General features: G+C 61.6%; 22 protein-coding genes. 12 read left to right on the top strand and 10 right to left on the bottom strand.

What is annotated here, in order from left to right; genetic code table 11:
- The first annotated feature begins 108 nt into the window (after positions 1 to 108).
- From pnp to ABHV46_RS04625, 3 genes are read left to right on the top strand one after another with little or no spacing between them, the layout of a single operon-like run.
- Entirely contained in the window at positions 109 to 2,262 is a 2,154-nt protein-coding gene (gene pnp, locus ABHV46_RS04635; RefSeq protein ID WP_438384252.1) for a polyribonucleotide nucleotidyltransferase, read from the top strand.
- Between the two features lie 59 nt (positions 2,263 to 2,321).
- Positions 2,322 to 3,752, top strand: a complete 1,431-nt coding sequence (locus ABHV46_RS04630) for an NAD(P)H-dependent flavin oxidoreductase (protein WP_438383093.1) — start codon at positions 2,322 to 2,324, stop codon at positions 3,750 to 3,752.
- A 31-nt stretch (positions 3,753 to 3,783) separates the two neighbouring features.
- The gene (locus tag ABHV46_RS04625) at positions 3,784 to 5,802 is read left to right on the top strand and encodes an FUSC family protein (RefSeq protein WP_438383089.1); all 2,019 of its coding nucleotides are present in this window, start codon (positions 3,784 to 3,786) and stop codon (positions 5,800 to 5,802) included.
- Here the strand turns inward: ABHV46_RS04625 and ABHV46_RS04620 are convergent.
- The 5 genes from ABHV46_RS04620 to ABHV46_RS04600 all read right to left on the bottom strand — a co-directional run bounded on the left by ABHV46_RS04620 (position 5,740) and on the right by ABHV46_RS04600 (position 11,346).
- Positions 5,740 to 6,162: a DUF1489 family protein gene (locus tag ABHV46_RS04620; protein ID WP_438383085.1), complete on the bottom strand. Its 423-nt coding sequence runs from the start codon at positions 6,160 to 6,162 to the stop codon at positions 5,740 to 5,742. The genes ABHV46_RS04625 and ABHV46_RS04620 overlap by 63 nt on opposite strands.
- 3 nt (positions 6,163 to 6,165) lie before the next feature.
- Positions 6,166 to 7,251: a nucleoside hydrolase gene (locus ABHV46_RS04615; RefSeq protein ID WP_438383080.1), complete on the bottom strand. Its 1,086-nt coding sequence runs from the start codon at positions 7,249 to 7,251 to the stop codon at positions 6,166 to 6,168.
- A gap of 146 nt (positions 7,252 to 7,397) precedes the next feature.
- Positions 7,398 to 8,555 (bottom strand): radical SAM family heme chaperone HemW, encoded by a 1,158-nt coding sequence (gene hemW / locus ABHV46_RS04610; protein WP_438384251.1) that lies wholly within the window; start codon positions 8,553 to 8,555, stop codon positions 7,398 to 7,400.
- Entirely contained in the window at positions 8,552 to 10,540 is a 1,989-nt protein-coding gene (locus ABHV46_RS04605; RefSeq protein WP_438383077.1) for a potassium transporter Kup, read from the bottom strand. Before ABHV46_RS04605 ends, hemW begins: the two co-directional genes overlap by 4 nt.
- Before the next feature lie 128 nt (positions 10,541 to 10,668).
- On the bottom strand, positions 10,669 to 11,346 hold the full coding sequence (locus ABHV46_RS04600; RefSeq protein WP_438383074.1) for a YggS family pyridoxal phosphate-dependent enzyme: 678 nt from the start codon (positions 11,344 to 11,346) through the stop codon (positions 10,669 to 10,671).
- A gap of 78 nt (positions 11,347 to 11,424) precedes the next feature.
- On the opposite strand from ABHV46_RS04600, the gene ABHV46_RS04595 reads away from it, so the two are divergent.
- Genes ABHV46_RS04595 through ABHV46_RS04580 form a run of 4 tightly spaced genes read left to right on the top strand, consistent with a single transcriptional unit; the run spans position 11,425 to position 16,385 of the window.
- Positions 11,425 to 12,687 carry an RsmB/NOP family class I SAM-dependent RNA methyltransferase gene (locus tag ABHV46_RS04595; protein ID WP_438383072.1) on the top strand — a complete coding sequence of 421 codons (1,263 nt, stop codon included), beginning with the start codon at positions 11,425 to 11,427 and terminating at the stop codon, positions 12,685 to 12,687.
- Positions 12,688 to 12,718: 31 nt separating this feature from the next.
- Positions 12,719 to 13,393, top strand: coding sequence for a ribulose-phosphate 3-epimerase (gene rpe, locus ABHV46_RS04590; protein ID WP_336944832.1), 675 nt, complete (start codon positions 12,719 to 12,721; stop codon positions 13,391 to 13,393).
- A gap of 26 nt (positions 13,394 to 13,419) precedes the next feature.
- On the top strand, positions 13,420 to 15,231 hold the full coding sequence (locus tag ABHV46_RS04585; protein ID WP_438383070.1) for a heparinase II/III family protein: 1,812 nt from the start codon (positions 13,420 to 13,422) through the stop codon (positions 15,229 to 15,231).
- Positions 15,228 to 16,385, top strand: a complete 1,158-nt coding sequence (locus ABHV46_RS04580) for a glycosyltransferase family 4 protein (protein WP_438383066.1) — start codon at positions 15,228 to 15,230, stop codon at positions 16,383 to 16,385. The genes ABHV46_RS04585 and ABHV46_RS04580 overlap by 4 nt, the downstream gene beginning before the upstream one ends.
- Here the strand turns inward: ABHV46_RS04580 and ABHV46_RS04575 are convergent, their stop codons facing one another.
- The 5 genes from ABHV46_RS04575 to ABHV46_RS04555 all read right to left on the bottom strand — a co-directional run bounded on the left by ABHV46_RS04575 (position 16,386) and on the right by ABHV46_RS04555 (position 20,957).
- Entirely contained in the window at positions 16,386 to 17,000 is a 615-nt protein-coding gene (locus tag ABHV46_RS04575) for a response regulator transcription factor (RefSeq protein ID WP_336944835.1), read from the bottom strand. It abuts the gene before it with no gap.
- Positions 16,997 to 18,091, bottom strand: coding sequence for a sensor histidine kinase (locus ABHV46_RS04570; RefSeq protein ID WP_438383062.1), 1,095 nt, complete (start codon positions 18,089 to 18,091; stop codon positions 16,997 to 16,999). The genes ABHV46_RS04575 and ABHV46_RS04570 overlap by 4 nt, the downstream gene beginning before the upstream one ends.
- Positions 18,088 to 18,681: a hypothetical protein gene (locus ABHV46_RS04565; RefSeq protein ID WP_438383060.1), complete on the bottom strand. Its 594-nt coding sequence runs from the start codon at positions 18,679 to 18,681 to the stop codon at positions 18,088 to 18,090. Before ABHV46_RS04565 ends, ABHV46_RS04570 begins: the two co-directional genes overlap by 4 nt.
- Before the next feature lie 187 nt (positions 18,682 to 18,868).
- Entirely contained in the window at positions 18,869 to 20,125 is a 1,257-nt protein-coding gene (gene tyrS, locus ABHV46_RS04560) for a tyrosine--tRNA ligase (RefSeq protein ID WP_438383058.1), read from the bottom strand.
- A 166-nt stretch (positions 20,126 to 20,291) separates the two neighbouring features.
- Positions 20,292 to 20,957, bottom strand: coding sequence for an alpha/beta hydrolase (locus tag ABHV46_RS04555; RefSeq protein WP_025841477.1), 666 nt, complete (start codon positions 20,955 to 20,957; stop codon positions 20,292 to 20,294).
- A 471-nt stretch (positions 20,958 to 21,428) separates the two neighbouring features.
- On the opposite strand from ABHV46_RS04555, the gene ABHV46_RS04550 reads away from it, so the two are divergent.
- From ABHV46_RS04550 to ABHV46_RS04530, 5 genes are read left to right on the top strand one after another with little or no spacing between them, the layout of a single operon-like run.
- On the top strand, positions 21,429 to 22,532 hold the full coding sequence (locus tag ABHV46_RS04550) for a cysteine desulfurase family protein (protein WP_438383056.1): 1,104 nt from the start codon (positions 21,429 to 21,431) through the stop codon (positions 22,530 to 22,532).
- Complete coding sequence (locus ABHV46_RS04545; RefSeq protein WP_438383054.1) at positions 22,529 to 23,677, top strand: cysteine desulfurase family protein; 1,149 nt, start codon at positions 22,529 to 22,531, stop codon at positions 23,675 to 23,677. Before ABHV46_RS04550 ends, ABHV46_RS04545 begins: the two co-directional genes overlap by 4 nt.
- Positions 23,678 to 23,700: 23 nt before the next feature.
- Positions 23,701 to 24,015 carry a ferredoxin family 2Fe-2S iron-sulfur cluster binding protein gene (locus ABHV46_RS04540; RefSeq protein ID WP_336944841.1) on the top strand — a complete coding sequence of 105 codons (315 nt, stop codon included), beginning with the start codon at positions 23,701 to 23,703 and terminating at the stop codon, positions 24,013 to 24,015.
- Between the two features lie 56 nt (positions 24,016 to 24,071).
- Positions 24,072 to 25,136, top strand: coding sequence for a tRNA 2-thiouridine(34) synthase MnmA (mnmA, locus tag ABHV46_RS04535; protein ID WP_438383050.1), 1,065 nt, complete (start codon positions 24,072 to 24,074; stop codon positions 25,134 to 25,136).
- Between the two features lie 15 nt (positions 25,137 to 25,151).
- Complete coding sequence (locus ABHV46_RS04530; protein WP_438383047.1) at positions 25,152 to 25,811, top strand: glutathione S-transferase family protein; 660 nt, start codon at positions 25,152 to 25,154, stop codon at positions 25,809 to 25,811.
- Positions 25,812 to 25,984 lie beyond the last annotated feature (173 nt).

Raw genomic sequence — 25,984 nt, 5'->3', positions numbered from 1 at the left:
GATCCCGGTCGTTCTTGCCATGCCGTCCGAAACGCTGCCAGCCAGTCAGGGCCCGTTCCCCCAGGCTCTCCCATCCAGAACGCCAGGCCATTTTCTCAGGACAGAATGATGTTCAATTACTTCCGTAAGGAAATCGACTGGGCAGGTCGCCCGCTCGTGCTCGAAACCGGCAAGATCGCGCGTCAGGCCGATGGTGCGGTTGTCGTGACCTATGGCGACACCGTCGTGCTCTGCACCGCCGTTGGTGCCAAGAACGTCAAGCCGGGTCAGGATTTCTTCCCGCTGACGGTCAATTATCAGGAAAAAGCCTACGCTGCCGGTCGTATTCCGGGCGGGTTCTTCAAGCGTGAGGGCCGTCCCTCCGAGAGCGAGACCCTGATCTCGCGTCTGATCGATCGTCCGATCCGCCCGCTCTTCCCGGAGAATTTCCGTAATGAAGTGCAGGTCACCGCGACCGTTCTCAGCCACGACATGGAAAACGATCCCGGTCTGGTCGCGCTCATCGGCTGCTCGGCTGCCCTGACGCTTTCCGGCATTCCGTTCTACGGCCCGGTCGGCGTGGCACGCGTCGGCATTATCGATGGTCGCACAGTCATCAACCCGACAGTTGCCGAGATGAAGGAAAGCGCTCTCGATCTGGTCGTCGCCGGGACAACCGAAGGCGTGCTGATGGTCGAGTCCGAGGCTTCCGAGCTTTCGGAAGAGGTTATGCTCGATGCCGTGACCGCCGGTCATGCTGCGTTCCAGCCGGTCATTGATGCGATCATTGACCTTGCCGAGCACGCTGCCAAGCAGCCCTGGAATCTCGAGGGCCCAACCAAAGAGCAGATCGCCCTGCGCAGGCGCGTCGAGAAGATCGGCACCAAGCTCATGGCCGATGCCTATAAGGAAAAGGCAAAGCAGGCGCGCTATGAGAAGATCGCCATCGCCAAGGGCCGCATCATCGAGGGGCTTCTCGAAGAGGGGCTGGATATCGATCTGGCCAAGCCGATGCTCAAAGAGCTTGAGGCTCAGGTCGTTCGTGGCGCCATTCTGAAGACTGGCCAGCGTATCGACGGTCGCGACACCAAGACGGTTCGTCCGATCGTGTCCGAGGTCGGCATTCTGCCGCGCGCTCATGGTTCGGCGCTGTTTACCCGTGGCGAGACACAGGCACTGGTTGTTGCAACGCTCGGCACGACGCAGGACGAGCAGATCATCGACGCGCTCGAAGGCGAATACCGCTCGAACTTCATGCTCCACTACAACTTCCCTCCCTATTCGGTCGGTGAGTGCGGTCGCATGGGCAGCCCGGGTCGTCGTGAAATCGGTCATGGCAAGCTGGCCTGGCGCGCTCTTCACCCGCTTCTGCCGGGCAAGGATCGCTTCCCCTATACAGTGCGTATCGTGTCGGAAATCACCGAGAGCAACGGCTCCTCGTCGATGGCCACCGTCTGCGGCTCGTCTCTCGCGCTGATGGATGCCGGCGTGCCGCTGCCGCGCCCTGTCGCGGGCATTGCCATGGGTCTGATCAAGGAAGACCGCGGTTACGCCGTGCTGTCCGATATCCTTGGTGACGAAGATCACCTCGGCGACATGGACTTCAAGGTGGCCGGAACGGAAGCGGGCATCACCGCGCTCCAGATGGATATCAAGATCACCTCGATCACGCCTGAAATCATGAAGGTGGCGCTTGAGCAGGCCCGTGACGGCCGTCTACACATCCTCGGTGAAATGGCCAAGGCCATCGACGAAGGGCGTGAAGGCGTGTCGCGTAATGCGCCGAAGATCACCACAATGACCATCGCTAAGGAAAAGATCCGCGACGTCATCGGTTCGGGTGGCAAGGTCATTCGCGAGATCGTCGAATTCTCGGGTGCCAAGGTCGATATCAACGATGAAGGCGTCATCACCATCGCGGCTTCGAATGACGAGCAGGCCCAGAAGGCCATCTCGCGCATCGAAGGCATCGTGGCAGAGCCGGAAATTGGCCGTATCTACGACGGCAAGGTCGTCAAGACCGCCGATTTCGGCGCGTTCGTGAACTTCCTTGGCCCACGTGACGGTCTGGTGCATATCTCCGAGCTGAGCGACGGTCGCGTGGCCAAGACCACCGATGTCGTCAAGCAGGGCGATACCGTGAAGGTCAAGGTCGTCGGCTTCGACGATCGCGGCAAGGTTAAGCTGTCGATGCGCGTCGTCGACCAGCAGACGGGTGCCGATATTTCGGAAAGCGTCGGTGCAAAGCCGACCCGCCCCGCCAGACAGCGCGACGCTGACTGACCTGCCGTTTCAGGAGGGGGCGGCAAGGCTGTCGCCCCTCTCGGAGTACAACATAGATTATGATGTCGATTGATACCGTCCGCATGGCTGGCCGGGAGGTTCTTCCCCTTGTTGAGGGGGGGAAGGGTGTTTCGGTCTCGACTGGTATTTCTGCAGGGCATTGGGCCGCCGCCGGTGGCGTAGGCACGGTTTCTGCCGTCAATGCCGATAGTTATGACAATGATGGCAACCGCATTCCGCAGACCTATTCAGGCCGTACGCGGCGCGAGCGGCACGAAGAGCTGATTCGCTACGCCATCGAGGGCGGTATCACACAGGTCAGGATTGCCCGCGAAATTGCTGGTAGCGAGGGCATGATCAACGTCAATCTCCTGTGGGAGATGGGCGGCGCTGAACAGGTGATCGAAGGTATCCTCGAACAGGCCCCCGGTCTGATCGACGGCCTCACCTGCGGGGCTGGCATGCCCTATCGTCTGTCCGAGATCGCGGCACGTCACAACGTCCATTATTACCCGATCGTCTCCTCCGCACGTGCGTTCAACGCGCTGTGGAAGCGCGCCTATCACAAGACGGCTGAGCTTCTGGGCGCGGTCGTTTACGAGGATCCGTGGCGTGCGGGTGGGCATAACGGGTTGTCGAACACCGAAAACCCGCTCAACCCGGAAGACCCGTATCCCCGTGTTGCTGCCCTGCGAAAGGCGATGAACCAGTTCGGACTCGACTCCGTGCCGATCATCATGGCCGGTGGCGTCTGGTGGCTCGAGGAATGGGCGCACTGGTTCAATAATCCCGAGATCGGACCGATCGTGTTCCAGTTCGGCACACGTCCACTCCTGACTCAGGAGAGCCCGATCCCCGAGGCCTGGAAGCGTCGCCTGCGTCAGCTGCATGAGGGCGATGTGTATCTTAATCGCTTTTCGCCGACCGGGTTTTACTCCTCTGCGGTCAATAACAGCTTCATAATGAATCTGCGTGGCCGTTCCGAGCGCCAGGTAGCCTATAGCAGTGAGCCTGTGGGTGAGCACGATACAGCTCATGGCATCGGCGCGCGCAAGCGCGAGGTCTTCATGACCGCAACCGACCGGGCGCATGTTCTGGCCTGGGAGGCTGCGGGTTATACCGAAGCCATGCGTACGCCGGATTCTACATTGGTGTTCGTAACCCCGGAAGAAAGTCGCGTGATCGTGGCAGAGCAGGTCGCCTGCATGGGTTGTCTGTCAGAGTGCCGCTTCTCCAACTGGAGTCAGCGTGGGCCGAATTACACCAATGGCGCCAAGGCCGACCCGCGTTCTTTCTGCATCCAGAAAAGCTTGCAGGACATCGCGCACGTCGACGACAGTGCCGGTCAGGCTTTGGCAGATCAGGTCGTCGATCATAACCTGATGTTCGGTGGCACCAATGCATGGCGTTTCGGAAGCGATCCGTTCTATGCTGGGGACTTCACGCCGACAGTTCGCCAACTGGTCGAGCAGATCATGACGGGGCGCTGAGCGCCCCCTTTTTGCAAAGGAGCGTTGCGGCATGATGAAGGGGCATTCCCGTCTTTCTGCCCCTCGCCCTTTCGCTGCTCTGATCACTTCTTCCACCAATCATCTGGCGCGTTACGCCATCACGCTCTCACCCGAACAGCTTAGTCTGTATGAGGGAGGGCGCGCCGCGCTTGTCACGGCGCTGGCTCTGATGCCGTCGCTGTTTTTCGACCAGCCCGTTCTGGCCTGGATCGCTTTCGCCTGCTTCTGGGCGTGCCTGATCGATCCGGGTGGCCCTGATCGTGAGCGGTTTCAGGTGCTGGGCGGGTTTACGCTCGCCGGAACAGCAATGGTCTTTACCGTCTCCGCGTTGAGCGTATTCGGTCCCCTTGCCACCCTGCCGCTCGTCGCCCTGATCGGTCTCGGCTGCGGGCTGTCCCGCGTCTTTTCTCCTGCTGTCATGCAGCTCTGGGTGCTGGCAGGCTGTGCAGCCGTGGCGGCGACGGGGTTCCCGGCCTCCCCGGTAAAGGCGGCCGAGATTGCGGGGTTGTTCTGCGCGGGGGGCGCTCTCGCGACGCTGTTCTGCCTCGTTCTGTGGCGGCAGCAGCCTTATGCTCCGGCACGCCGCAGTCTGGCCGCGACCTATTACATCCTTGATCTCATGGCGCGTGAGCTGGCAGCCGGTCGGCTGCGTGAAACGGTTCATCGTCAGGCTGCCCGCAACGCCATAGAGCGTGCCCGTGGGCTGGTGACGATGCTCGATGCCCGTCATGGCAATTTCCGGCTGAGACGCCGAATGGAGGCTGCCTTGACGGCTGCCGAGCGTGTGTTCACAGCCCTTCTGGCGCTCGAACACCAGGCAGAGGCAGCGCCGCTTTCGCCCGAGCTGCGCAATCTGCTCGCCCGTCTGGGTATGGCCTGTCACGAATGCATGCGCCAAGCATCGCGGCCCGAGCCGGATTTCAGAATTCTTGGCCAGCTCGCCCAGACGCTTGACCGCAAGGCGCGTATCGGCGGTGTGGTTCACGCCATGCCAGTCATCGCCTGCGCTGAAGCCTTCGAGCGCATGATCGCCGCCTTTTCGCGACGTCATCATGAAACCGAGTCGGCGCAAGGTGCTGCGCTCAGGGTGTTGACGCCCGCCATATGGCGTCACGCCTGTCGCCTTTCTCTGGCTCTGACCCTGACCCAGCTCGTCTGTCTCTATGGCGGGGAAGGATTTTCGTACTGGGCGCTGATTGCAGCCCTGCTGGTGATGCAGCCGGCTGGCAATGTCACTCTGGTGCGCAGCGTCGAGCGTGTGATCGGCAGCATCGGAGGCAGTTTGCTGGCGGCGCTCTGCGCGCTGGTTCTGCCGGGCAAACCGGCCCTGCTGGTTGTTGCGGTCTTCATGTCGCTCGCAGCGATTGCCACAAGGGCCGTCAACTACACCATGCTGGTCTTTTTCCTGACCGGGCTTGTCGTGGTGATTGCCGAGGCCGTGATGCCGGGGGGCGGTATCATCTGGGCGCGGGTGATGGATAATCTGATTGGCAGCGTCATCGCCCTGCTGTGCGTGCTGCTGCTTTGGCCACAGCGTGGCGATGCCGATCGTGACGGGCTGGTGAAGCGCGCCATCGAGGCAAATTTCCGCTATGCGAGCCTCGTACTGCGCGGCGATTGCCTGCCGGGCGAGACCGACAAGGCGCAGCGCGAGGCAGGTATGGCGACGATCGCGGCGGAGTTTTCACGCGGTGGGCTGCCACTTTTTGGCGGGCTGGCTGTGCAGTTGCGTGATGGCGATTTTCTGATCCGTCAGGAGACATTGAAGGCGCTGCGTCGACTGAGTGGCGAACTGACGCTCTACCGTTTCGATATGCAGAACGGCCTTCGTGATCCCAACGGGGTAGAGGCTGCACGTTTCGAGGGCTGGAACGAGTCCCTTGCCAAAGGCGAGGCACTACCGGAAATCATGTCCTTGCTGCGTGACGAGGCGCTGCTTCTGCGGCTGGCGCGGCGCGAACCCGGTTCAGATCAGACAGAGTTCGGAGAGGCTGCGGCGCAGGGCAGGGGGCAGATCCTCGATACCTGAAACGGCAGCCCCGCCGCCGAGATCGGGCGGTGCGTCCTCGGGCTTGAGATAGCGCCATCCCTGAAACGGTCGCATGGCCCGTGGCTGCACAGGGACGATCTCGTCTGTTACCAGAATATGCGTGCCAAGCTGCCCATCGGGGCGGGTAAACGGACGAAACCCGACGATTGGCTGACGACAGAGCACCAGCCCGCCCATGACGCGATAGAGCGATCCCTGACCGCTGATCTCATCGGCCTGTTTGGGCATGGTGCGGGTGCGGATCACGCCATGCCCCTCGACACGCGCGCCGCGCTGCATCCAGGCGGCGAGTTCATCGAGCGTAGTGCAGCCGACCACCAGTTTGATCATGTTGAGCAAGGGTTAGTGCTTTCCCATGAAGCCCTGAGCCCAGCCTGCGTAATCCTTCTTGAAACGATCGACATCGATGGATTGCACGATCCGCACCTTGCGCACGCCCATGGCCTTTGGGGCAAGGGAATCGGGCCACACATAGGCATGGCCGTAGCCGATTCCCTTGCCGGTCTCGACATCCATGTAGGCATCCTGCGCCTTGGTCACGAGAGCCGGATCGGCAACGATGGCGCTGGTTACTTCGTCCCACATGGCCAGAGGCACGTTGTATTTCACCAGATAGTCGGTGACCGGCGTCTTGTGGTCACGGGCAATCGCCGCGACCTCGTCTTTTGACAATACGACGTCATTCGAGACATTGGCGACCGATGTGATGCGCGGCCAGGGGGCTGTAAGGGTGATATGCGCGGCCTCAGGGTCGAAGATCAGATTGAAATCCGAGCCGTTATCGGCATTGCCTGTGACGGACATCATCGAGAGATCGAGATAGCCGCCCATGAAAACCAGCTGCTTGGCCGTATCGGCAAAGCTTGGGTCGAGGCGGATGGCAAGCGCGAGATTGGTCATCGGCCCGGCCTCGATGACCGTCACCTGATGAGGATGAGCATGAACCTGCTGGATCATGAACAGCGCGGCCGGGATGCCCTGCGGCTGGAGCGTGGGGGCGCCATCGGGCGTCGCGGCGACAGGGGGCTGCGTGTCGGGGGTCTTGCTCATCGAGCCGAGGCCGCCCCAGGCGCCTTTCCACGGCAGGGTGCCGAATTGCTGCTCGCGCAGGCGCGTAAGGGCAACGGTGTTGATCAGGGGCTGGGTCGCCCCGTCGAAGACCGGAACGTCGCGGTGGCCCGAAATTTCCAGAAAGCGGCGGATGCGCGCGCTCTCGGCATTTTCCCAATCGTCGCCTGCGACCACGGTGAGGCCGAGCACCCGAAGCTTCGGGTTGTTCAGCAGCGGGATGACGGACTGGATATTGGAGCCACCCGGACCGAGATAGTCATTATCGGCAATGACGAGTTCGGGGCCGGTCGGAGGGGCGGCATGGGATGTGCCGATCGTGAGGGCTGCAAGAGCCAGGCTGGCAAGATAACGACGCATGGAAAGCTCTTACTCCGAGAGGCGGGAGAGGTTCCCCCAAGACTCGTTTCTAGCCGATCGGGGCCGCAAGGGAAGCAGGCGATTACGCATCGGGGCCCATGCCTTGAGGAAAAACAAACTCGGGGCTGGTCAGGGAAGGGAAACGTCTAGAGAACGAGCGCCCCGAGCAGGGCTTCGAGCCTGACGCGGCCCTCATCGGTCGCAATCAGGCGGTTGTCGTCGAGCGTCAGATAGGCTTCCTCCAGCGCTGCGTCGAGGATGCCGGGGTCGACGCAATCCCGCATAGCTCGGCCTGTGCGCGCCTCGAACCAGTCTAGGGCAATGCCCTCGCGCAGGCGTAGCCCCATCAGCAGGGCCTCGCGTCCGCGTTCTTCAGAAGAGAGCGGGGTTTCTTCTGTCGATCCGCTGCCACGCTGTTCGACGCGCTCTGCCCAGATTTCGGGGGCTCGATGGCGGCGCGTGGCATGGAGCGCCCCATCGAGCGTCAGGCGCCCATGGGCGCCGGGGCCGATGCCGATATAATCCTGATAGCGCCAATAGGTCAGGTTATGACGGCTCTCCGCGCCAGGGCGGGCATAGTTCGAGATCTCGTAATCCTGTAATCCGTGCAGCCCGGCTATCTCGGCGGTCTTTTCGTAGAGAAGGGCCGCGTCATCGTCTTCAGGCAGAACGAAACGCCCCTGTCTGTACAGCCCCTCGAATTTTGTGCCCTGCTCTATGGTCAGCTGATAGAGCGACAGATGATCGGAAGCGAGATCGAGCGCCCGATGCAGCTCCGCTTCCCATGCGCTGAGGGTCTGGCCGGGGCGCGCATAAATCAGATCGAAGGAAAGGCGCGGAAACAGGGTGCGCGCCGTTTCAAGCGCGGCAATGGCCTGGGAAGCTGAATGCTCGCGCCCGAGAAAGCGCAGCGCGGCCTCATCCAGGCTCTGTATGCCAAGCGATACGCGATTGACCCCGGCCTCGCGAAAGGCGGCGAGTTTGCCTCGTTCCACGCTAGTCGGATTGGCTTCGAGCGTGATCTCCAGATCGTCGGACGCGTCGAAAAGTTTACGCGCATCCTCGATCAGAACAGCCACTGTATCGGGCTGCATCAATGAGGGGGTGCCGCCACCGAAAAAGATCGAGCGCAGGGGGCGTCGCCCTGTGCGTTCGGCATCCGAAGCAAGTTCCTGCCTCAGCGCCGTTGTGAAACGCTGATGCGGAATTTCGTCGCGGACATGCGAGTTGAAGTCGCAATAGGGGCATTTCGCCAGGCAGAACGGCCAATGCACATAGAGCGAGAGCGGCGTCGGATCGCTCAGATCGCAATCCTCACGCCCAGCTCGACTACGCGATCGGGCGGAATACGGAAGAACTCGGTGCTTGGTGTTGCATTGCGCACCATCAACAGGAAAAGCCACATGCGCCAGATCGACAGCTTTGGCAGGGTGGAGCGCACCACCAGCTCACGAGAAACGAAATAGGAGGCCTGGATGGCGTCGAACTCGACACCCGCCGCATTCAGCTCCTCGAGCGCTTTCGGCAGATTGGGCATCTCCATGAAGCCGTAGCGCACGATCACCCGAAAGATGTTCGGCGCCAGTTCCTGCACCATGGCGCGATGGCCGCGCTCTGCTTCGGGCTGATCGAGGTTCTGCACTGTGACGAAGAGCACGTGATCGTGCAGAACCTTGTTGTGCTTCAGGTTGTGCAAGAGGCAGGTCGGCACCGTGTCCGGGTTGGCGGTCAGGAAGACGGCCATGCCGGGCACGCGTACAGTGCGTGATTGCGGCAGCCGCGCCAGAAACGAGGCCATAGGCAGCGAGTCAGCGGCCTGACGGGCGCGTATGAGACTGCGGCCACGGGCCCATGTCGTCATGAGAACGGTCGCGGTGACGCCTATGGCCAGCGGTACCCAGCCGCCATCGGGAATCTTCAGCACATTGGCGGCGAAGAACGTCCCGTCGCTGATCAGGAAGAAGCCGAAGACCAGACCGGCCAGCGGCACGCTCCAGTTGAACACGCGGCGAAACACGACCATCGCCAGAACGGCCGTGCACATGAACGTGCCGGTCACGGCGATGCCATAGGCCGCTGCGAGCGCGGAGGAGGAACGGAAGGAGAGCACGAGCAGGATCGAGCCCAGAGCCAGCACCCAGTTGAAGACGGGCAGATAGATCTGCGCTTCTTCCTCCGCATTGGTGTGCATGATGCGCATGCGCGGCAAATAACCGAGCTGGATCAGCTGGCGGCATAGCGAGAAACCGCCTGAAATGCCTGCCTGGCTTGCAATCACCGTGGCCATGGTGGCCAGAAGCAGAAGCGGGATCTGCGCCCAGCCAGGGGCGAGATGATAGAATGGGTTCTGCAGCGCGGCCGGATTGCGCAACAGCAATGCACCCTGGCCGAGGTAATTCAGCGTCAGCGAAGGCAGGACGAAAAACAGCCACGCGTATCGGATCGGCGCCCGACCGAAATGCCCCATATCGGCGTAGAGCGCTTCGGCACCCGTTACCGCCAGTACGACCGATCCCAGCGCAATGAAGGCGAGCCAGCCGTGATAGAGCACGAATTGCGCCGCGTAATAGGGTGAGAGCGCCAAAAGTATCGTGGGCGTTTGCATGATGGAGTGAATGCCCATCACGGCGAGCGTCAGAAACCACACCATCATGATCGGCCCGAAGGCGCGTCCGATCTTGCCCGTCCCTAGCGCCTGCGCGCTGAACAGCGCGATCAGGATGATGATCGCGACCGGGATGATGATATGCGAGGCCGATGGCACCGAAACCTCGATACCCTCGATGGCCGACAGAACCGAAACCGCCGGGGTGATGATGCCGTCGCCGAAAAACAGGCAGGCGCCGCCGATACCGACAATACCGAAGATCCAGCGGAGCCTCGGCGATTTGCAGACACGCTGGGCCAGTGACATCAGGGCGATGATGCCGCCCTCGCCATCATGGTCAGCCCGCATCACGAGCATGACGTATTTGATGGTCACGACCAGCATCAGCGCCCAGAAGATCAGGCTTTCGATGCCCATGATCTCCCAGCTCTCCGCCGGGTGACGGATGGAGCCGACAATCTGGACCGAGGCCTGAAAGGCGTAGAGCGGGCTCGTGCCGATATCGCCATAGACAACGCCAAGCACGCCCAGCAATCCGGCAAGACCGACCGGCGCCTTCTTGTGCAAATCGTCAGTTGCGCCGAACTCACGGATGGAGCCGTGTCCGTCGGTCGCCGTCTTGGCACTGGCTGGTGCTGCGGCGTTTGTCGAACCTGGCAATCCGTCAGGCCTGTCTGTCATTTCTGTTCCAACTCATGGCAAGCACGCTGCGTCGCACACATAGATGTGAGCGATCACTGACATAAAGCCTGCCATACGATGGTTTTTCCGGCGACCGCAAGCACGCTATGGTCGCCTTGCCTGCGAAATCAGGGTTTCGGACGGCTGCCGAAGATGGCAGTGCCGACACGTACGAGCGTGGCCCCGTGCGCGATGGCCGTTTCGAAGTCGGCCGACATGCCCATCGAGCACTCGATTAATTCATGTTCATGTGCGAGCCGCGCCAGAAAAGCGAAGTGCGGTGCCGGGTCTTCTTCCTCGGGCGGAATGCACATCACGCCCTTAAGTGAGTCGCCGAAACGGGTCCTGCAGAGCGCGATGAAACCCGCGGCCTCATCGCGTGGCACGCCCGATTTCTGCGGCTCGTTGCCGGTATTCACCTGAATGAAAAGATCGGGCAGCTTCCCTAGACGGTCAGCGGCACGCGACAGCGCATCGACAAGGCCTGGTCGATCGACGGATTCGATGACATCGGCAAGACGACAGGCCTCGAGAGCCTTGTTCGTCTGCAACGTGCCGATGATGTGCAGCCGCAGGTCGGGCCAGCTTTCACGCAGGGCCGGAAATTTCTCTTTGGCTTCCTGTACGCGGTTCTCGCCGAAAACTCTTTGCCCGGCAGTCAGGGCTGCTTCGACGGCAGAAGCCGGATGAAACTTGCTGACCGCGACCAGCCTGACCTGTTCCGCCGGGCGCCCGGCGCGCGCGCATTCATGCCCGATACGGGCGCGGATCTGGTCGAGGCGGGCAGAAAGCGTGTCGTTTGACATGGCCGGTTCCGTAAGTTGTTGCTGTTCGGATGCAGGAAGGGGTAGCGCGCCGCTTCGCGAAATGCCATTGGCAAGGCAATGTCCAAAGCACCTTCACAGATTCCCGCCGATCCGACACGCGATCTGGCCTTCGATATTCTCTGCGGTGTCGTCGAGCATCGACGCATGCTCGAGACGACGCTCGACCGCAGCGCGCTGACCGATCCGCGCGACCGCGCCAGTGCGCATCGTCTGGCGGCAACCGTTCTGCGCCATATGGGCAGCATGACCGAGCTGCTCCAGCCGTTGTTGCGCCGTGAGCCGCCCGCACCGGTGCGCTGTGCGCTGCTCATGGGGGTGGCCCAGCTGCGCCATCTCGAAACCCCGCCTCATGCGGCTGTAGGCACTATCGTCTCGCTGCTGCGTCGCCGCGGGCTGGCGCCTTTCGCCGGGCTTGCCAATGCCGTGCTGCGTCGCGTCGCCCGCGATGGCGACGAACTGGCCGAAGGGCTCGATGCCGACCGTCTGGATGTGCCCGCCTGGCTCTGGACCGCCTGGGACAAGCGTGCGCGCGATATCGCGGCAGGGCTGCATCGTGAGGCCCCGATCGATCTGACCCTGCGCCCCGGTGCGGCCGCCCCTGAAGGCGGTGAGGTCATGCCTAATGGAAGTCTGCGCTTTCAGCCCGGCACACGTGTGACCGAGCTGGAAGGTTTCGATGAGGGGGCGTTCTGGGTGCAGGATGCTGCGGCCACCATGCCCGCGCGCCTTCTGGATATCCAACCTGGCCAGAGCGTGATCGATCTCTGCGCCGCTCCGGGAGGCAAGACGGCTCAGCTCGCTGTGGCGGGCGCCGAGGTGATTGCCGTCGAGCGCGAGGAAACGCGCGCCAGACGTCTGAAACAGAATCTCGATCGTCTCGGGCTCGACGCGAAGGTCGTCATTGCCGATGCGCTCGTCTGGCAACCTGAAGAGAAGGTTGATGCGGTCCTGCTCGATGCGCCGTGCTCGGCCACGGGCACGCTGCGTCGCCACCCCGATGTGCTCTGGGTCAAGCGTCCGCGTGACGTGCTGGCGCTGGCCAAGGATCAGGATCGTCTGATCGATGCGGCGGGCGCGATGCTCAAGCCGGGCGGCGTATTGCTTTATGCCGTTTGCTCGCTCCAGGATGAGGAAGGCCCGCAGCGCGTTGCGGCAGCCCTCAAGCGCGGCTGGGTTCAGGAGCCTTTCACGACGGAAGACCTCGCTTGCATGCCCGAAGCCCTCACGAAACAGGGAACATTTCGCACTCATCCCGGGATGTGGGCCGAGCAGGGCGGGATGGATGGATTTTTTGCGGCAAGGCTGCGCAAAAGCGCCTGAAAAAGAACTGCGTTAGAGAGAAGGTAGGATAATGCCCCAGCTGAAAACCCCCCTGATTGCCCCGAGCATTCTCAGTGCCGATTTTGCGCGTATGGGTGAAGAGGTCGAGGCCGTGGTGCGCGATGGGGCCGACTGGCTGCATCTCGACGTCATGGATGGGCATTTCGTACCGAACATGACCTTTGGCCCCGGCATGGTCGCTGCCCTGCGCAACCGCACTGACAAGCCGTTCGACGTTCATCTCATGATCGAGCCTGCCGATGCGTTTATCGAGGCTTTTGCTAAGGCAGGGGCGGACCATATCCATGTGCATGTGGAAAATAACCCGCATGTGCATCGGACGCTCCAGCATATCCGTGCGCTCGGCAAGAAGCCCGGGATTGCCATTTGCCCCGGCACCCCGCCCGAGGCGCTCGACTATCTGCTCGATCTGGTCGACATCATTCTGGTGATGACCGTCAATCCGGGTTTCGGCGGACAGAAATTCCTCGAGAGCCAGGTGCCCAAGATCCGCAAGCTGCGCCAGATGGCCGACGCGACCGGGCGTGACATCCGTATCGGCGTCGATGGTGGCATCGATCTCGCCACGGCGCCGCTCGCAACGGGCGCGGGTGCCGATATGATGGTCGCGGGGACTTCCATCTACGGTCAGGATGATTATGCTGTGGCAATCAATTCTTTGAGACAGGCCGGGAGCCTGTCCTGATCTTCTAACCGAGGGAAATGACGGGCATGTTCGGACGCTGGGCGCGTGAAGCTCGTCTTTCATTTGCCCGGCTTCCATCGAGCGTGCCCGGCATCGCTCGCGCGCCTGATCGTCCCGTTCATGCGATACGCGATATCTGGCCGGGCAACCCCGATCATGGCGCGTTGCTCGTCAGTGGTGCTGCCCGTTTCGAGGGGCGCAACATCTCTCTGCACGCGCATGACTGGGAATATGCCGATCTGGCGCCGGCAACGCGCGACTGGTTGCAGGGCTTCACCTGGCTGCGCGATCTGCGGGCGCTCGGCAGTGACGAGGCCCGGCTTTATGCCCGCTCGATCGTCGGAAGCTGGCTCGATCAGCCGCCAATCGATCCTCTGGTGCTCAATGCGCCTGCCACAGGGGCGCGGCTCGCCTCCTGGCTGGGTCACTTCGATTTTTTTGCGGCTTCGGCCAGTGAAGCTTTCCGCCAGAAAGTCATGGATCGCCTTCTGGTAGAGGGTCGCCTGATTTCCATCATGCTGCCTCTGGCAGAAGAGGGCTGGCGCAACCTGACCGCTCTCAAGGGACTGCTTGCCGTTGCGGTGGCGATCCCTTCGCAGACCGGATTTCTCCAGCGTTTCTACCGCTATCTCGAGCAGGAGCTGGATCGTCTGATTCTGCCTGACGGTACGCTGCGCGAGCGCAGCCCGCAGGCACAGATGGAAGCCGCGCGCGAGCTTGCCGAAATCAGTGTCTTCATGCGTATGGCGCAGCTGGCGCCGTCCGAGAAGGTGCAGAACGCTTTGGCGCGTATCTGCCCGGTTCTGCGTGCCCTGCGTCATGGCGATGGCAGTCTGGCGCTGTTCCATGGCAGCAAGGAGCATGATGACCGGCAGATAGACCGGATCATTCAGTACGGTGCGCGTCAGCGTCTGCTGGCCTCCTCTATGCCGGATGGCGGGTTCTGGCGCATCTCGGCAGGCAAGGCGTTGCTTTTCGTCGATGGCGCGTCTCCCGCTGCCGCCCCTTACGACGGTAATGCCCATGCGGCGCCGCTTGCGCTGGAATTCTCGCATGGCAGACAGCGTCTTTTCGTCAATTGCGGTGCCGCCTCGAGCGGGATGTGGAAAAAGGCTCTGCGTGAGACGGCAGCGCATAGCTCTCTGGTTGTCGAAGAGACCTCCTGCTGCGATTTCGCGCCTTCAGGCGCAATCGCCCGTCGCCCCGCTCACGTGACGCTGACCCATCAGAGCCAGGACGGCGCGCATTGGGTCGATGGTCAGCATGATGGCTGGTATCCCGGTTTCGGCGCCAGCTGGCGCCGTCGGCTTTATCTCGGTCCGACAGGCGAGGATCTGCGTGGCGAGGAATGCCTCGATGGCGAGCGCCGTGTCGCTTTTGCGCTACGCTTTCATCTTCACCCATCCGTTCAGGCCGAGCTTGCCCCCGATGGGGATGAAGTGCTGATGCATGCCGGGGGGATGATCTGGCGCTTCCGTCAGGAGGGCGGTGCACTCTCTCTCGAACGGAGTGTTTACGCGGGCGGTGAAAAACCTGTCGCGAGTCATCAGATCGTGATCCGTCCGTTGACGGTAGAGGCGATGTCAGCTTCTGCAGAAAGCGATACGGATACGAAACAGACCTCTACCGGAAATGCGGAAGCCGGACGAACGCCGGATAGCGAAACTGTGGCAGCCTCGCAAGCAGACGCGGTAACCGATGCTGGGTCCGACACGCCCGCCGACGCTCTGCCCCCCTCAGGCTCAGCTGCTCCCGCTTTGCCGGAGCAGCCTGCAAAAGTCGAATCGGTGCCTGCGAGACAGGTGATGCAATGGGTCATGGAGCGCGTGCCGGAATGATCTGGCGCCGCAAACAGGTTTCGAGCCGGGGCGGGGCGACAGAAGGCAAACGCATTCTCGAAATCGCCAATGTCGATTTTGCCATGAAGCAATTCATACATCCGCTCATGCAGGCATTGCGCGAGGCCGGGCACCATGTCGAAGGGGGCTGCGCTGACGGGCCGCATCTCGCGACACTGCGTGAAGACGGGTTCGTCGTGCATGCGCTGCCGATGGCCCGTTCCTATTCGCCCATCGCCCAGTTCCGGGCATTGCTTGCGCTGATCCGGCTGATCCGGCAGATGCAGCCGGATCTTGTTCACGGCCATATGCCGATCAGCGGCCTGCTGGCGCGTGTGGCGGGCTGGTGGTGCGGGGTGCCCTGCATCGCCTATACCTGCCATGGCTTCTTGTTCAATCAGCCCGGCTCGTTCAAGCGACGCAGCCTGTCTTTGCTGCTCGAATGGGGCGCCGGGCAGATCACCGATCGTTACATGACCGTCTCTCAAGCAGAGGCACGCGATGCACGACGGCTGCATATCAACGCTAGGGCGCAGGGTATCGGCAACGGGCGCGATCCTGAGCGCTACAGGCCGGATATCGAAGCGCGTGTCGCAATACGAGAAGCCCTTGGCCTGATTGACGATCAGGTCGTGATTATCGCCGTCTCGCGTATCGTTCGCCACAAAGGGTATCCCGAATTGCTCCGCGCGATGGAAAGCGTGCCCGACGCCGTTCTGCTGATTGTCGGTGAGCGCCTGCCTTCGGATCATGGAGACATGATGGCGCAGGAATTTGCGCGGGCAGAGAAGGTTCTGGGGCCACGCCTGAGAGTGCTCGGCTATCGGGATGACACTCAGCGGCTTCTGGCCGCAGCCGATATCTTTACCCTGCCGAGCCATTTCGAGGGTCTGCCGATGTCGGTGATCGAAGCCATGCTGACTGGCCTGCCGGTGGTGGCGACCGATATTCGGGGGCCGGCCGAGCAGGTCGTGCAGGGCGAGACAGGCCTGCTCGTACCGCCGGGCCTGGCGGCGCCTCTGGCAAAGGCCCTGACAGAGCTGGTAGAAAATCCGGCCTCGCGCGAGGTTATGGGTAAGGCGGCGCGCGCGCGCGCGGTAGCGCTTTATGATCAGAAGCGCGTGCTTGAGCGCGTGGTCGAGATCCTCAGCTGATCAGAGCCAGCCATTCTGGCGGGCGATGCGGCTGGCTTCGACGCGATTTCTCGCCCCGATCTTCTGGATGATATCCGAAAAGCAATTGCGCAGCGTACCAGGCGACAATTCGAAAAGCGTGGCGATCTGTTCGCTCGAACGCCCGGACTCGACTAGACGCAGAATGGCCCGATCGCGTGAGTTGAGCGGGTCATGGGCTGCGTCCCAGACCTGCTGTGCCAGAGTTGGGTCTATGGCGCGTCCACCACGCCCGACATTGCGCAGGGCTTCAGCGAGTTGAGCGAGAGGTGCGTCTTTCAGGAGATACCCTCTGACACCCGCGTTGAGCGCGCGCTTCATATAACCCGCACGTGCAAAAGTCGTCACGATCACGACGACCGTATGGGCCTTGGCCGCATGAAGCGTCTCTGCCAGCTCGATACCGCCGAGTTCAGGCATTTCGATATCGGTGAGAAGAATATCCGGGCGATGCAGTCGCACCAGTTCGAGTGCCTCACGCCCATCGACCGCCTTGCCAACGATCTCGAAATCCGGCTCCAGCGACAAGAGGGAAGCAAAGGCATCGAGAAGCATGACCTGATCTTCAGCCAGAACAAGCCGCAGCTTCTGTCTCATGGAGCGTTTCCAAGCGTGATGAGGAGTGTCGTGCCATCCCGGCGGGGCTCGATGAAGAGGCTGCCCTCCAACTCGGCCAGACGGGCGCGCATACCCTCTATACCATTCCCTTCTCGAAATGAAAGCGCGATTTCGCTCTCGCTGGTTGTGGAGCGGCTGTCGCTGATTTCAAGCTCTGCCTCTTCCTGCGGATTGCGGCCGAAACGTATGGCGCAGGTTTCTGCGCGAGCATGACGCAGGATATTGGTGAGTGCCTCGCGCAGGATCATCACCAGAACCCCTTCCGATCTCGGGGGCATCATAGCGGTATCACCGATAAGTGTGACCTTGATCCCGGCCTTCTCGAGTGAGAGACATCCCTCGGTCAGGGCCTGTTTCAGGGTGGTCAGGCGTATGGCCGAGACTGCGAGCCGTGTTTCAGCGAGAGCCTGGCGCGTTTTCTCACCGATTTCGCGCAATTCCCAGGCTGCGCTCTCAGGATTATCCGGCAGGTGGCGCAAGGCGAGATCCGATTTCAGCGCGATGAGCGTCAGGGAGTGGCCGAGCGTATCGTGCAGATCGCGTGCGAAACGCTCGCGCTCGGTCACAAGCGTCAGCGCTCTGATTTCTTCCTGCGCAGCGGCCAGAGCTTCGTTCTGTCTTTGCAGATCCATCGACAGTCTGGTCGTGGTCAAAACCCCCAGCGCTACGATGAGGGTGATAAGGCTGCCAATCAGTCCTTCATCGAAACGCCAGCTCAGGAAGCCATAAACGGCAAGAATGGGGGCGAGGGAGGCAAATCGTGACACGCGCGAGCGTATGGCACCGCATGTAGCCGCTGCCGAGATGAAGAAGATCCCCCAATATCCCCCGAACGGAATGAGCGCGGTCCCGATCAGGGCATAGACACCGGCCCGAAGACCCACGGTGAGCGCGTAGCGCCCCGGCAGAAAAGGCAGGACCAGAAAAAGACCGGCTCCGATAAGGAACGCGATGACGGCGCGCGGTGTCGTGCCCTGTGCAAGCCAGGGCAGGGGATAGAGCAGGAGATAAAAGGCGAAGCTGAAGCGACGTATCAGTGCGGCCCGTGTGATCCTTGGCGCTTCGGTCATGAAAGCGCCTGCGTGTCGGAAAACTCTGCACGGCCGGTCTTGGGTGTCGTCTCATGACCTACAGGGTTCGGAAGGCTCCGCATGAGGCGCAGTGCGGCACCCAGCCAGCAGGCTGTTGCCGTGCCGAGGCCTGCAATCAGCATGTGCCAGGGCTGTGGCAATGCCAACGAGAGAACTGTGACGAACAGGATGGCGAGCCCCGTCCCGATATGGACAGGTTCTCCCATGGCGCGCCCCAGGGGCAGATAAGAGGCGCCGATCACGAGCCCTGCAACAAGCAGCATCAGATCCGGCCGATGCAGGATCGATAATCCTGTTCCTGCAGCCAGAAGAAGAATGACGCGCGCGCGCCTCGTGCGGGCAGCAAGAACACGATCAATGACGAATTCCGGTCGGCCGAGACCGAGATCGCGTGTCAGAAAGCCCCAGGCAAGCGGAAGGGTAATGCTGGCAAGCAACGCGGAACATATCCAGAGCGGCCAATGCAGCACAGCAAGGCCTCGCATGCCCCAGGCAGCCGCAAAGGCAAGCCCGCCGAGATCGGTGAGGGCGTAGCGCCAGTATCGCGGGCGTTTGAGGAAACAACCCATATTTCGTTCTCCCATGATCGTCGTGTCCTGAGGACGATCATGGGAGAAGTTTCGATTCGGTAATAGTGTGCCCCGTCACGCCTGCATCGTGACCCCGCGTGACGGGAAATTCATGGTCGGCACCCGTGATGGAAAAGGGTAGAATCCAGCCGCGCTGCCTGAGGCGCCCTGGCTTCTCGCTTGGGCTTCAGACTGGTCGCAGCAGCAGATGGCGCTTCTTGCCGGAAGAAAGCTTGAGTACGCCCTCGACCACATCCTCGGGGGTGATGATACGGTTTTCATCCTGTATCGGCTGGTCGTTCAGACGTGCGCCCCCACCACGGATCAGGCGTCGTGCTTCGCTGTTGGTGGCGACCAGCCCTGACTCGCCAAAAAGCCTGAACGCGGGAATGCCGGCTTCGAGTTCGGCATGCGGCAGATCGCGCGAGGGAAGATCGGCGGCGAGGCTGCCGGTCTCGAAAGCCTGCCGTGCCGTCTCGGCAGCCGCTTCCGCCGCTGCGCGGCCATGGCAGATGGCAGTGGCTTCCGTTGCCAGGATTTTTTTGGCTTCGTTGATGGCTGCGCCTTCCAGCGCACCGAGGCGCTCGCATTCCTCGACCGGCAGGTCGGTAAAAAATTTGAGGAAGCGCCCGACATCGGCATCCTCGGTGTTGCGCCAGAACTGCCAGTATTCGAATACCGGCAGCTTCTCGGCGCTCACCCAGGTGGCGCCATTGGCCGATTTGCCCATCTTCGCCCCGGAGGCGGTGGTGACCAGTGGGGTCGTCAGGCCGAAAACCTGCTTCGCATCGGTGCGCCGCGCCAGATCGATACCGGCGACGATATTACCCCATTGATCCGATCCGCCCATCTGCAACACCGCGCCATGCCGGCGGTTCAACTCACGGAAATCATAGGATTGCAGAATCGAATAGTTGAATTCGAGAAAAGTCAGACCCTGCTCGCGGTCGAGGCGCTGCCTGACGCTCTCGAAAGACAGCATGCGGCTGATCGAGAAATGCACGCCGACATCCTGCAGCAGCTCGATATAGGAAAGGCGGTCGAGCCACTCGGCGTTATTGGCGAGCATGGCATCGCTGGTGCCCGCGCCGAAGCTCAGGAACTGGCGCAGGCTGACCTCGATGCCGGCCAGATTCTGTGCGAGCTTTTCGGGGCTCATCAGGGCGCGCGCTTCGTCGCGAAACGACGGATCGCCGATTTTTGCCGTGCCTCCGCCCATCAGCGCGATCGGGCGGTGGCCATGGCGCTGCATCAGGCGCAGCATCATGATGGAGAGCGCATTGCCGACATGCAGCGAGTCAGCCGTCGGGTCGAAGCCGATATAGCCCGTAACCGGCCCGGCGCACATTGCGTCATCGAGAGCAGCCAGGTCGGTGCACTGGAAAATATAGCCTCGAGCGTCAGCCTCTTTCAGAAAAGGACTTTTCAGCGCGTGCTCTGCCATATCGGTCTATCCACTATCAGTCGAGTTGAGGCGGGGTCGTAGCATGAAAATGGTGCAAAGCCGACCTCAGCGTTAGGCAAGCCACGCGAAAGCGGCCCGAAACCCCAATAAAAAAAGGCGGGGGAGAGCCCCCGCCTTTCAGGAAAGCTGCACTATCGCGTGCAGATCAGTCGGCTGCAATCGCCAGAACGCGGCGATTGCGCATGACCGTCACATGATCTTCGAGTGCGGAGGCGACCTTTTCGGCCTCGCTCGCGAAGATATGGTTGGCCCCTTCGAAGATGCGATAATCGACTTCGACATTCTTCTGCGTATTCAGCTTGTCCACCAGCTTGCGGATGCCGGGCTCGGGAGCCATGTCGTCCTTGTCGCCAGCGATCATCAGCCCGCCGCAGGGGCAAGGCGCCAGAAAGCCGAAATCATAGTCGTTGGCTGGGGGCGCAACGCTGATCCAGCCGCTGATTTCCGGGCGGCGCATCAGAAGCTGCATGCCGACGAAAGCACCGAAGGAATAGCCCGCAATCCAGAGCTCGCTGGAATTCGGGTTGACCATCTGCATCCAGTCGAGCGCGGCGGCGGCATCGGAAATCTCGCCGATTCCGCCGTCATAGCGCCCCTGTGAGCGGCCAACGCCACGCGAGTTGTAGCGCATGACCGAAAAACCCATTTTTTCGAACGACCGATACATCGTGTAGGTGATGCGGTTGTTCATGGTGCCGCCGTGAAGCGGATGTGGATGCAGGACCAGAGCGAGCGGCGCATTCGGCTCGTCGGAATGGTGGTAGCGACCCTCCAACCGGCCATCGGGGCCGGCGAACATGACTTCAGGCATCAAAATGCTTCCGAATTGACCTCTCGCGGCGTTTGAAGACCGGAAGAGGGATGTGTTTTTATTATGAGAAACGAACCTGATCGCGCGGGGCTTGCACGAGAAGGGGCAGGAGGCCCTGTGCGAAGCGGTTCATGATGAACGGCGCGGAAGCGTCAGCCGAAGCGTACCGTGTGAACGGTTACCGGGCGAGCGGCTGGTCGAGGGTGAAAACCACGAAGGGATTCGACAGGCGTTGAAACGCACATGGACAAGCTCCTCGACGGTGAGAGAATATCAAGCCGATATTCCCTGACGCGATGCGGACATTCTCCGGGGGGTAAACCGACCACCGAAAACGACCGCCACGCCATCATTGGCGCAGTGTATAACGAGGCTGACGGGTAAAATTCCACAGAAATCGTCAAGAGGCGCGATTTCGCCTGCCTGAGATTTTGACTTGCACTTGCCCGACGCAAACCGATTTATAGGCGCATGACCGTTTATCTTGACGCGAATGCTACCGAAATTCTGCGCGACGGCGCCATGGCGGCCATGCTCGATGCTGTCCGCCTCGCAGGCAATCCGTCATCGGTTCACGGGCCTGGCCGCGAGGCGCGGCGCCTGCTCGAAGCCGCTCGCGAGACGGTAGGTCGTTTCTGGAAAGCCGGGCCGGAACAGGTAGTTTTCACGTCCGGCGGCACAGAGGCCAATGCGCTGGCGATCCACGCTTTCGGCGAGGGGCGGCGCCTGCTCATAGGGGCGACAGAACACGATGCGGTGCGCATGGCGTCGCGGGATTTTGACATTTTGCCGGTATTGCCAGATGGCAGTCTGTGTCTTGAGGCGCTTGAAACGGCCCTTCAGCAGGGCAGCCCGGCGCTCGTCTGTGCCATGGCGGCCAATAACGAAACCGGCATTCTGCATCCCATAGAGTCTATCAGGCTCTTATGTGCGCAGCATGGCGCGCTGCTTCATGTCGATGCCGTGCAGGTGGCGGGGCGCCATGTCGAGAGTGAGGCAAGACTCACAGTAGAAGGGCTGACCAGCCTTGCCATTTCCGGGCACAAGGCGGGCGGCATCAAAGGGGCAGGCGCTCTTATTCTCGGTGCTGAAGGGCATGTCTCGCCCATGCTGCGCGGTGGCGGTCAGGAGCGTGGGCGGCGCGGCGGTACGCAGGCCCTGCCAGCCATTGCCTCCATGGCCGCCGCTTTCGAGCTCTCTGCTGCGCAGGACTGGGCACCCATCGCCGCCTTGCGTGACCGTATCGATCGGGCCGCCCTGTCTTGCGGGGCGATGATAACGGGAGGAGGCGGTCGCCCGCGCCTGCCCAATACGACCTCCCTGATCCTGCACGATGTCTCGGCGCAGACCCAGCTCATGATGCTCGATCTCGCAGGCTACGCGGTGTCGACAGGGTCGGCCTGTTCGTCTGGCAAGGTATCGGCCTCACATGTGCTTCAGGCCATGGGGCTGGGTGACGATGCAGCCTGTGCCATCAGGGTCTCGCTTCCCTGGAATGTCACCGAGCACCAGATCGAGGGATTTATTGTCGCCTATCGACATATGGCAGGTCGACTTGGGAAGAAAGCGGCATGATCTATCTCGATAATCAGGCCACGACGCGCTGCGACCCGAATGTGGTGTCGGCGATGTTGCCCTGGTTCAGCGAGCATTACGGCAACCCGCATAGCGAGGGCCACAAGGCAGGCGATCTGGCCGCCGAAGCGGTCGAGACAGCTCGAGCCGTTATCGCGTCGCTGATCGGTGCAACGCCAAGAGAGATCATTTTCACCTCCGGTGCGACCGAGGCGAATAATCTCGCCATCAAGGGGGCAGCGCGTCATCTCGCGCGACAGGGCAGCATGCGTCGACGGGTGATTGCGGCTGCTACCGAACATAAATGCGTACTCGAATCCGTTCGCAATCTCGCAACCGAAGGTTTCGAACCGGTCATTCTGCCTGTCTCCCGTGACGGGCTGGTGAGCATCGATGACCTCTCACGCGCGCTCGCTGTGCCAACGGCGCTTGTCAGTGTGATGAGCGTCAATAATGAGACCGGCGTGGTTCAGGACATCGCCGCGCTTTCGGCATTGGCTCGTCAGGCCGGAGCGCTCTTTCATACCGATGCGGCTCAGGCTGCAGGGAAAATCGACCTTTCCTGTGCCTCGGTCGATCTGATGTCGCTTTCGGCTCATAAATTCTACGGGCCGAAAGGCGTCGGGGCGCTCTATGTCAGGCACAAGCCGCGAGCGCGATTGCAGCCGCTTTTTTCCGGAGGGGGGCAGGAGCGCGGATTCCGTTCCGGCACGCTGCCGACCCCTCTGATCGTAGGGTTCGGCGAGGCAGCCCGCCTGGCTCAAAGAACGTTGCCGAAGGAAACAGCCCGACTTGCCGGGCTGAGGGCGCAACTGCTCGATGGGCTCGAAGTCCTGTTTCCGGGCATTGCGGTTAATGGCGCGCAGGCGCCGCGCATCGCGGGTGCACTCAACCTGCTCTTTCCGCCCGGCTACGCGGCACGCGACGTCATGGCAGCCTTGCCTAATGTCGCGCTTTCCACGGGCTCTGCGTGCAGTTCAGCCGAGATCACCCCGTCTTATGTGCTGACGGCTATGGGGCTGGATGCAAAAGACGCTGCACGATGCTTGCGTCTGTCGGTCGGACGCTTTACCTCCACGCCCGAGATCGTGCAGGCCCTCGACGCATTCGGGGTGGCGGCACGCGAGGCCCGTCGCGCCTCGTAACGAAGAAGCAGGGTAAGAAGAACATGCCTCATATGATTTTCGTCGAGCAGGACGGCACCCGTAAGGAAGTCGATGCCCCGGTCGGCCTGTCCGTGCTCGAAATTGCGCATAAGCACGATATCGAGCTTGAAGGCGCCTGCGAGGGCTCGCTGGCCTGCGCCACTTGCCATGTGGTGGTCGATCCCGAATGGGCGGACAAGCTTTCGGCGCCCACCGATGATGAAGAAGATATGCTCGATCTGGCTTTCGGGCTCGAAAAGACTTCCCGTCTGGGCTGCCAGATCGTTATGACGGAGGCACTGGACGGTCTGGTGGTGCGTCTGCCCAAGGCGTCCTGAGCACCGGCGCGTCCTGTATCGGGGTTCGCCCCTCTTTCAGACAATAGAGAGATCTCATGCGTATCCTAGTTGCCATGTCGGGAGGCGTGGACAGTTCCGTAGTGGCCGCGACCCTGAAACAGGAGGGGCATGAGGTCATCGGCGCCACGTTACAGCTTTACGATCATGGTCAGGCCGTCTCCAAACCGGGGGCCTGCTGTGCCGGCCGCGATATTCTCGATGCACGCGCCGTGGCGGACAGGCTCGATATCCCGCATTATGTGATCGATGCCGAAGAGCGTTTTCGCAGCAGCGTCATGGCGAGCTTTGCTGATAGCTATGCGCGTGGCGAGACGCCCGTGCCCTGTGTTGCCTGCAATCAGGGGGTGAAGTTCACCGATCTGCTCAGCATGGCGCGCGATCTGGGCTGCGAGGCCATGGCGACCGGCCATTACGTGCGTCGTGTCGAGGGCGAAGGGCGGGCAGAACTGCATCGCCCCGCCGATCTGTCGCGCGATCAGTCATGGTTTCTTTTCGCGACCACGCAGGACCAGCTCGATTATCTTCGCTTTCCGCTTGGCGATATGCCGAACAAGGAAGCCGTCCGCCAGAAGGCGCAGGAGTTCGGTCTAGCTATTGCGGCGAAGCCCGATAGTCAGGACATCTGCTTCGTGCCCTCCGGGACATATGCCGCGGTTGTCGAAAAGCTGCGTCCCGAAACGAATGGTGTAGGCGAGATCGTCGATGAGACGGGACGCGTGCTCGGTCAGCATGAGGGCATCGCCCGTTATACTGTCGGTCAGAGCAAGCGCCTCGGGGATATCCATACCAAGGATGGGCGCCGCCAGATCGTGAAACGGATTGACGCCACAACGCGTCGTATCATTGTCGGGCCGAAAGAGAGCGCGGGGCGCATCGAGTTTGCCCTGCGCGACATGAACTGGCTGATCGAACCGCCGCCAGAGGGCGTGCGCTGCCATGTCCAGATCAGGGCGCGTGAGGTGTCGCGTGAGGCCTGGGTCTACCCGCTTGCCGATGGCGCAAAGGTGGTGTTGGATGAGCCCGCCATGCCCGCGCCGGGCCAGGCCTGCGTGCTTTATCTGGGGAGCAGGGTGCTGGGCGGGGGCTTCATCCTGTCCTGAAAAGGAATTCCTGCCTTGGATCGTCTCGTCATCGGCACGCGTCGCTATTCTTCCTGGTCTCTCCGTGGCTGGCTGGCCGTGCGTTGTGCCGGTCTCGACGTCGCCGATGAGGTGATTGCGTTGCGTGGGGCGGGGCAAACGAGCGAGATCCACGCCATTTCGCCTAATGCCATGGTGCCCTATCTCGAACATCAGGGAGCGAAGGTCTGGGAAAGCCTCGCGATCTGCGAATATTGCGCCGAAATCGCGCCGTCACTCTGGCCGAGCGACCGCCTTGCCCGCGCTGCGGCGCGCAGCCTCGCTTCCGAGATGCATGCGGGTTTCAGGGCGGTGCGGCAGGCTCTACCCATGAATCTGGGGCGCCATTCGCGCCCGCTGACGATTATGCCGGCTGAGGCACAAAGCGAAATCGAGACGATCGATCGCCTGTGGCGTGTGACGCGGACGGAGTTCGGAAGCTCTGGCCCCTATCTTTTCGGGGCCGACTTCACCAACGCCGACATCATGTTCGCCCCGGTCGTTTCTCGCTTCACCTCCTATGGGGTTGCACTTTCGCCCGTTGCGGATGCGTATCGTGCAGCCGTGCTCGACCATCCCCTGATGCGGGAATGGCAGCGCCTGGCCGCGCTCGAGCCGGTCGGGTGGCAGCTGGAGCGCTATGAGAGCGTTATCTGATTTCTGCTGATCCCAAGACGAATTTCCGACCTTTCCTGCGCATTTATGGTTGCGATTGGAGCTGCAATTCGACCTTTGGGCCGTCGAAACCGGTATTGTCGCCTGGTAGCGTCAGGCCGGTCCCGTCTTTTATGTAGTATCCAGCAAGTCGGGCCCGTAAACTGGCGCTCTCA

The sequence above is a fragment of the Asaia sp. BMEF1 genome, assembly GCF_051628905.1.
In the GTDB taxonomy this organism is placed as follows: Bacteria; Pseudomonadota; Alphaproteobacteria; order Acetobacterales; family Acetobacteraceae; genus Asaia.
This window is presented reverse-complemented; position numbering and strand designations above follow the sequence as displayed.

Excerpts from the sequence above, each read along its gene's own strand:
- ABHV46_RS04595 (WP_438383072.1), top strand. The coding sequence starts at position 11,425 with ATGTCCAAAGCACCTTCACAGATTCCCGCCGATCCGACACGCGATCTG.
- ABHV46_RS04540 (WP_336944841.1), top strand. The coding sequence starts at position 23,701 with ATGCCTCATATGATTTTCGTCGAGCAGGACGGCACCCGTAAGGAAGTC.
- pnp (WP_438384252.1), top strand. The coding sequence starts at position 109 with ATGTTCAATTACTTCCGTAAGGAAATCGACTGGGCAGGTCGCCCGCTC.
- rpe (WP_336944832.1), top strand. The coding sequence starts at position 12,719 with ATGCCCCAGCTGAAAACCCCCCTGATTGCCCCGAGCATTCTCAGTGCC.
- ABHV46_RS04605 (WP_438383077.1), bottom strand. The coding sequence starts at position 10,540 with ATGACAGACAGGCCTGACGGATTGCCAGGTTCGACAAACGCCGCAGCA.
- ABHV46_RS04575 (WP_336944835.1), bottom strand. The coding sequence starts at position 17,000 with ATGAGACAGAAGCTGCGGCTTGTTCTGGCTGAAGATCAGGTCATGCTT.
- ABHV46_RS04545 (WP_438383054.1), top strand. The coding sequence starts at position 22,529 with ATGATCTATCTCGATAATCAGGCCACGACGCGCTGCGACCCGAATGTG.
- ABHV46_RS04630 (WP_438383093.1), top strand. The coding sequence starts at position 2,322 with ATGATGTCGATTGATACCGTCCGCATGGCTGGCCGGGAGGTTCTTCCC.
- tyrS (WP_438383058.1), bottom strand. The coding sequence starts at position 20,125 with ATGGCAGAGCACGCGCTGAAAAGTCCTTTTCTGAAAGAGGCTGACGCT.
- ABHV46_RS04580 (WP_438383066.1), top strand. The coding sequence starts at position 15,228 with ATGATCTGGCGCCGCAAACAGGTTTCGAGCCGGGGCGGGGCGACAGAA.
- ABHV46_RS04555 (WP_025841477.1), bottom strand. The coding sequence starts at position 20,957 with ATGCCTGAAGTCATGTTCGCCGGCCCCGATGGCCGGTTGGAGGGTCGC.
- ABHV46_RS04600 (WP_438383074.1), bottom strand. The coding sequence starts at position 11,346 with ATGTCAAACGACACGCTTTCTGCCCGCCTCGACCAGATCCGCGCCCGT.
- ABHV46_RS04565 (WP_438383060.1), bottom strand. The coding sequence starts at position 18,681 with ATGGGTTGTTTCCTCAAACGCCCGCGATACTGGCGCTACGCCCTCACC.
- ABHV46_RS04550 (WP_438383056.1), top strand. The coding sequence starts at position 21,429 with ATGACCGTTTATCTTGACGCGAATGCTACCGAAATTCTGCGCGACGGC.
- mnmA (WP_438383050.1), top strand. The coding sequence starts at position 24,072 with ATGCGTATCCTAGTTGCCATGTCGGGAGGCGTGGACAGTTCCGTAGTG.
- ABHV46_RS04615 (WP_438383080.1), bottom strand. The coding sequence starts at position 7,251 with ATGCGTCGTTATCTTGCCAGCCTGGCTCTTGCAGCCCTCACGATCGGC.
- ABHV46_RS04570 (WP_438383062.1), bottom strand. The coding sequence starts at position 18,091 with ATGACCGAAGCGCCAAGGATCACACGGGCCGCACTGATACGTCGCTTC.
- ABHV46_RS04625 (WP_438383089.1), top strand. The coding sequence starts at position 3,784 with ATGATGAAGGGGCATTCCCGTCTTTCTGCCCCTCGCCCTTTCGCTGCT.
- ABHV46_RS04585 (WP_438383070.1), top strand. The coding sequence starts at position 13,420 with ATGTTCGGACGCTGGGCGCGTGAAGCTCGTCTTTCATTTGCCCGGCTT.